This is a genomic window from Roseivirga sp. UBA1976 (genome assembly GCF_002336325.1).
Taxonomy (GTDB): Bacteria; Bacteroidota; Bacteroidia; order Cytophagales; family Cyclobacteriaceae; genus Roseivirga; species Roseivirga thermotolerans.
The window spans coordinates 598-5,891 of sequence record NZ_DDDQ01000120.1; the positions used below are offsets into that span (position 1 = coordinate 598).

Genomic DNA, 5,294 nt, shown 5'->3' on the forward strand with positions numbered 1-5,294 from the left:
GCAACTGATGTTTTTCTTCTTCCTATAGTATTGATTACTTCCATTGAAAGCTTCTTATAATTCTACAACTTTTGGTTTCTGTGCCTCATGCGGATGCTCAGCGCCTTCATATACATACAGATTATGGAAAATGCTTCTTCCCAATCTGTTCTTTGGCAACATACCTCTTACGGCTCTTTCTACAAGAAGTGTTGAAGACTTAGCCTTCAATTCTCTTGGAGTAGTTTTTTTCTGACCTCCAGGATAACCAGTGTAAGTCAGATATACTCTGTCTGTCCACTTTTTACCTGTTAGTCTTACTTTATCGGCATTAATAACAATGACATTGTCACCACAATCTACATGTGGAGAGTAGCTGGGCTTGTTCTTACCTCTAATTATCTTGGCTACTTCGCTGGCCAATCTTCCCAATGTTTTAGACTCGGCATCGACCAACACCCACTGCTTGTCTACTGTCGCTTTATTTGCCGAAACCGTCTTATAACTTAGTGTATCCACTTCAGTATAATTTATTGACTTTAAATACTTTATTCAGACCTTCCCGTAAAAAGGGACACAAAGATAGAAGTTTGGTTTTTCAAATCCAACATAGCCCCACAAATTAATTGACTCTTAGTGAGTAAGCTCCCCCAATACAAACCCAAGGTGACTGACAGCACTAAAGCCTGTTGGCGACTAGTTGCTTTAGTAGTACCTTCAAATCTTTAGGGTAGGGTGCCTCTACAGCTATTTTGTTTCCATCCATTCCTTTAAACGTGAGTGAATGCGCGTGCAGGGCAAAGCGCTTAATGAGGGGTTGCTCCTCCTCGTCTCGGCTCAGCTTGTACTTTCGTTTTATTTGCGACAGGTATAGGGGGCTTCCTCCATAGAGTTCATCACCAATAAGTGGCGCGTCTTTTTTACTTAGATGGATTCTTATCTGGTGCATTCTTCCTGTTTCCGGAAGACACTCAATGAGGCTATGCTTCTTATATATATCTAAGGTATTGAAAACGGTGGTGGCAGGCTTGCCTTTAAAGTCTATTACCACACTCCCTTTATTGAGCGAAAGTATGGGCAGTTGTACTTTCTCATGGTTAAATTCATGTATACCATTTACAAAAGCATGATACACCTTCCCCACCGTTCTTTTCTCGAATTGAATACTAGCGTGCCGGTAGGCTTCTTTGGTTTTGGCTAGTAAAAGACAGCCGGAGGTTTCTTTATCTAATCGATGACAAGCCGAAAGCGACTCATCGTAACCCTTGGCCAAAGCCTGAAGGTTTAACTCACTGTTTCGATCGTCTAGCGAAGCCATAAATGGAGGCTTATTGACCACCAAAAAGTCATCGTTTTCGAATAAGATTAGCGATTTAAAATTGACTTTCATTAATTCTCCTCCTCCAATTCCTCAAACTCTTCGGTGTCTACAGTGCCGTCTTCCAGCCCATCTGCTCCCTGGCCTATGGGTAGTTTAAAGCTAAATGTAGAGCCTTTGCCAACGGTACTTATCACACTCACTTTGGTATTGTGTGCTTCAAGAATATGCTTAACAATAGCTAAACCTAAGCCTGTACCTCCCATTTCCTTAGACCTGGACTTTTCTACTCTAAAGAAGCGTTCGAAAATCCGACTTAAATGCTCCGGAGGTATCCCTACTCCGGTATCCTTAACGTACACCTGTACTTTTTGTCCTTCTACCTCAAAGCCCACCAAAATCTCGCCCGACTCTGTGTACTTAATCGCATTAGACACCAGATTGGTGATTACCCGGTAAATGCGGTCTGCATCGGCATGGACAAAAATCGGACTATTGTAGGGCTGGTCGAAGCGAATGGTGAGATCCTTTCGCTCTGCTTTATTTTCTAGCTGATCGATGACCTCTGAAGCTAATGGCACAATATTAAAGTGCTCAAAGTGCATTTTAATTTCTCCGGTCTCTATCTGCGAGAGAGTTAAAAGATCCTGGATCAGTTTATCGAGGTTATCGAGACTTTTGGCGGCTCTCTTGAGAAATTTGCGTCTTACTTTTTTATCGTCAATGGCGCCATCGAGCAGCGTATGCACAAAACCCTGTGCCGCAAATACTGGGGTTTTGAGTTCGTGACTCACATCGGCCAGAAACTCCCGCCTGAAGGCTTCTAGTCTTTTAAGGTCTTCTATTTCTTTGTGCTTGTTTACTCCGTATTTGTAAATCTCTCTGTTAATACGCTTTAGAGGGTGGTTGGAATTGGTGCTTTCAAAGTCTTCTATAAAGGAGAAGTCTTTTTTGCGCATTCTATTGAGCACATTGTATATTTCGCTTATCTCGCGTATTACCAGAAATTCGAATGTTACATAAACCAGCAGGTACGTGGAAGCAAAGGACAGCAGCCCTGCTACCAGCATAATGGTTTCGTTAATTTCCGGCAACAAGGATAAGAAGGCTACAGTGACTATGGCCACCATAATGGCCAGCACCAACGCCACTACCCTTGACTTGAAATACATGGCTTAATTGACTTCGAACTTATAGCCAACTCCTTTGACGGTTGAGATGTAGCCATCTCCAATCTTTTCGCGCACTTTTCTAATGTGTACATCTACCGTTCTGGCCAATACATACACATCTGTTCCCCAAATGTTCTGTAGCAGTTCGTCTCTGCTATACACCTTGTTGGGGTTTTGCGCAAGAAAATAAAGCAGTTCAAACTCTTTTTTAGGCAGGGTAAACTGGTTGCCATCGGCTGTAACGGTGTAGCTAGACCGATCGATAGTTAATTTTCCGGCCACAACCTGAGGCTTTGACTTGTTCTTACTGTCCTTTCTAAACAATGCGCTAATGCGGCTCATCAGTGCCCGCGGCTTTATGGGCTTGGTAATGTAATCATCGGCCCCGGCCTCAAACGCTGCCACCTCAGAATACTCCTCTGCTCTGGCCGTGAGGAAAATGATGTGCGTATCGGACATTTCCGGAATTTCCCTGATTTGCCGACAGGTTTCAACGCCATCTTGCTGAGGCATCATTATGTCTAACAAAATAAGTTCAGGAGAAAATCTTTTGGCTAGTGAAACCCCTTTTATACCGTCTTCGGCAGTTTCAACATCGTAGCCTTCTTTTTTGAGGTTGTATTTGAGAAGCTCCAGAATATCCGGGTCGTCATCTACCACCAAAACTTTGGGGCTTTGCTTGTTTGCCATGGGTTGTTTTTTGATTGTTCAAAGATATACTTTTTACAAGCTTTTAATCAAGTTGAATCTGATTGTTTACTCGACAATGGCCAGAGGGTGTTTGAGGTTTTCAATATTAAGAAGCTCCACACTCAAGTAGCCCACATAAATTTTGGCCTGAAACTTTAAAGGAATCTTATTCAAATCATCTGAAAGCCACACCTTAAGCGTATTATCTTCTACGAAAAGGCTATCTTTTTTCATCATTGGCACCAACACAATTGCTTTAATATTACCATACTTGGTGTCGATTACTTCTCTACCCACAAACTTCACTTTAAATGGTTTCTCTTTATCGTCAAAGAAAGTATTAATGGTGATCACTTCTCCTTCCTTAATCTTGGAAAAATCTATAGCCCTGAGATAGTAATACCCACTCACCATATCCTGCACATTATGGGGAATGTTGTGCTCAAAGGTTTTTTCCAACCTTCGGGTTTCTTTGTGCAGTTTGGCAACTGTTACTTTATCATTTTTATGGTCGAAATAAAGGATCTCATTTTTTCTGAATCGCCCTTCTTTTATGTACCGGTAGAACTGTTGAGGCACAAGCTGAGTGGTATCGTAATATGTTCCCCAATTATCTCTCACCGAAGAGAAGAAATCAAAAACGCCTACCGTTTTAGCATTGATATCGATTTTCCAGGTGGGCTTATTATTTATGGTATAAATAACATCACTGACCGAGAAAGTGGCTTCAGCAGCTCTAATAAACCCAACAGAGGCTTTGAGCTCTATTTTTTCTCCGGGCTGAAATGGCGTCTCTTTAGAAAGCTGGTATCCCTGACCATAAGCAGAGGTCAATAGAAAAAACAAGCAACCAATTATGTAAGTCTTCTTCATTACTGAATTTTACCCTCTACTTGTCAAATGCCATACCATTTTTTGCTACAACGAAGGAAAGCGTTTTTTCAGATAAGTCAAATAGGCCAGTAAATCTCCGTTAAATTCTTGTTGCAATTGCTGTTCTAAAAGCTCTTGCTGGCTATTGTATCTCAACATAGACATAAAAAATGTGTTTTTCGGCACAAAGTCATTGAAGTAGCCCGCATAACGATCTGATTGGAAAGTGAGCGTGTCATAATTACCCCTGATTTTGGTTAAAGCCTCTCTTTTGAGCTGTTCTTTAGTCTCGATAGGTTCATTTTTTATAGCCCTGTAAACCGAGTCCAGGTGTTGGGCAGCACGAAGCATGTAGTCTTTAAAAATCAGTTCATCATTCAAACTTTGTTTGAACTCTTCTACCTGCCGGGCATTTTTGCCATACTTCTGTTCCAAAAAAAGTATAGCTCCTTTATCGCCTATGAAAGAAGCCAGGTTTTCGTTGAAGGTAACGGAATCTTTAACGAACAAGGTGCCATGGGTAAGCTCATGAATTATAAGACTGGCCAGGTCTCCTTCGGAGCGCCTGAGCATATTGGATAACACGGGGTCTTTGAACCAGCCTAAAGTAGACCAGCCTCCGGCTGTTCGAATATCGACTTCCAGGTTTTCATTTTCTTTGATCTTTGTGGCTTCGGCCCTGGCTTTTTCCAAATCGAAAAACCCTTTGTACGGCACACTACCCACCACCGGGAAATGCCACATCCGCGGCTTAAAAAAGTACGGATCGCAGGCGGTTACTACATACATAGATGGCTTTCCCTGCTGATCGTATATAGTGGAGTAATTCTCTGAATAATTGATACCCAGTTGCTCAAAGGCAAAAGCTTTGGCCTCCAAAATTATTTGCACCTTTTCCCGCTCAGCATCGGTAGTGGTTGGCAAAGCCATAAACTCTTCCAACGGTATGGCCTGTTGAATGACACGCAACTGACCTTTTAATTGAAGCCATCCATAGCCAATCAGCTGCCAGTATAATATGGCTAAAACCACCAGAGCCGCTATAAGACTCAGGCCTATCCACTTCAATATTTTTTTGACCTTCATGGGCTTGCGAAATTACAAAGATTATATGGTTGTGTATTGCGGGCTTTACTGCTATCTTCACAGACTATTCCTAAAAGACATACCCCAGTAATTAACATGAGTGATAAATCGGAAAAACTAAAAGCACTGCAGCTCACCATAGACAAACTAGAAAAGACCTATGGCAAGGGAGCAGT

Annotated in this window: 6 protein-coding genes; all 6 read right to left on the reverse strand. The window is 42.0% G+C overall.

The features are described 5' to 3' along the window. Window positions 1-54: 54 nt before the first annotated feature. The 6 genes from rplM to B3763_RS12045 all read right to left on the reverse strand — a co-directional run bounded on the left by rplM (window position 55) and on the right by B3763_RS12045 (window position 5,118). A complete protein-coding gene (gene rplM / locus B3763_RS12020; RefSeq protein ID WP_286746772.1) occupies window positions 55-498 on the reverse strand; it encodes a 50S ribosomal protein L13 in 444 nt (147 codons plus the stop codon). A 160-nt stretch (window positions 499-658) separates the two neighbouring features. Next, complete coding sequence (locus B3763_RS12025; protein WP_286746774.1) at window positions 659-1,369, reverse strand: RluA family pseudouridine synthase; 711 nt, start codon at window positions 1,367-1,369, stop codon at window positions 659-661. Continuing rightward, window positions 1,369-2,469 (reverse strand): sensor histidine kinase, encoded by a 1,101-nt coding sequence (locus B3763_RS12030; protein WP_189631616.1) that lies wholly within the window; start codon window positions 2,467-2,469, stop codon window positions 1,369-1,371. The genes B3763_RS12025 and B3763_RS12030 overlap by 1 nt, the downstream gene beginning before the upstream one ends. A 3-nt stretch (window positions 2,470-2,472) precedes the next feature. Then, a complete protein-coding gene (locus tag B3763_RS12035; RefSeq protein ID WP_189631615.1) occupies window positions 2,473-3,159 on the reverse strand; it encodes a response regulator transcription factor in 687 nt (228 codons plus the stop codon). A 66-nt stretch (window positions 3,160-3,225) separates the two neighbouring features. After that, entirely contained in the window at window positions 3,226-4,032 is an 807-nt protein-coding gene (locus B3763_RS12040) for a DUF3108 domain-containing protein (protein ID WP_189631614.1), read from the reverse strand. A 45-nt stretch (window positions 4,033-4,077) separates the two neighbouring features. Continuing rightward, the gene (locus tag B3763_RS12045) at window positions 4,078-5,118 is read right to left on the reverse strand and encodes an aminopeptidase (RefSeq protein ID WP_189631613.1); all 1,041 of its coding nucleotides are present in this window, start codon (window positions 5,116-5,118) and stop codon (window positions 4,078-4,080) included. Between the last annotated feature and the right edge of the window lie 176 nt (window positions 5,119-5,294).

Coding starts and splice junctions, on each gene's coding strand:
- B3763_RS12025 (WP_286746774.1), bottom strand. CDS start 1,369: ATGAAAGTCAATTTTAAATCGCTAATCTTATTCGAAAACGATGACTTT.
- B3763_RS12030 (WP_189631616.1), bottom strand. CDS start 2,469: ATGTATTTCAAGTCAAGGGTAGTGGCGTTGGTGCTGGCCATTATGGTG.
- B3763_RS12035 (WP_189631615.1), bottom strand. CDS start 3,159: ATGGCAAACAAGCAAAGCCCCAAAGTTTTGGTGGTAGATGACGACCCG.
- B3763_RS12040 (WP_189631614.1), bottom strand. CDS start 4,032: ATGAAGAAGACTTACATAATTGGTTGCTTGTTTTTTCTATTGACCTCT.
- B3763_RS12045 (WP_189631613.1), bottom strand. CDS start 5,118: ATGAAGGTCAAAAAAATATTGAAGTGGATAGGCCTGAGTCTTATAGCG.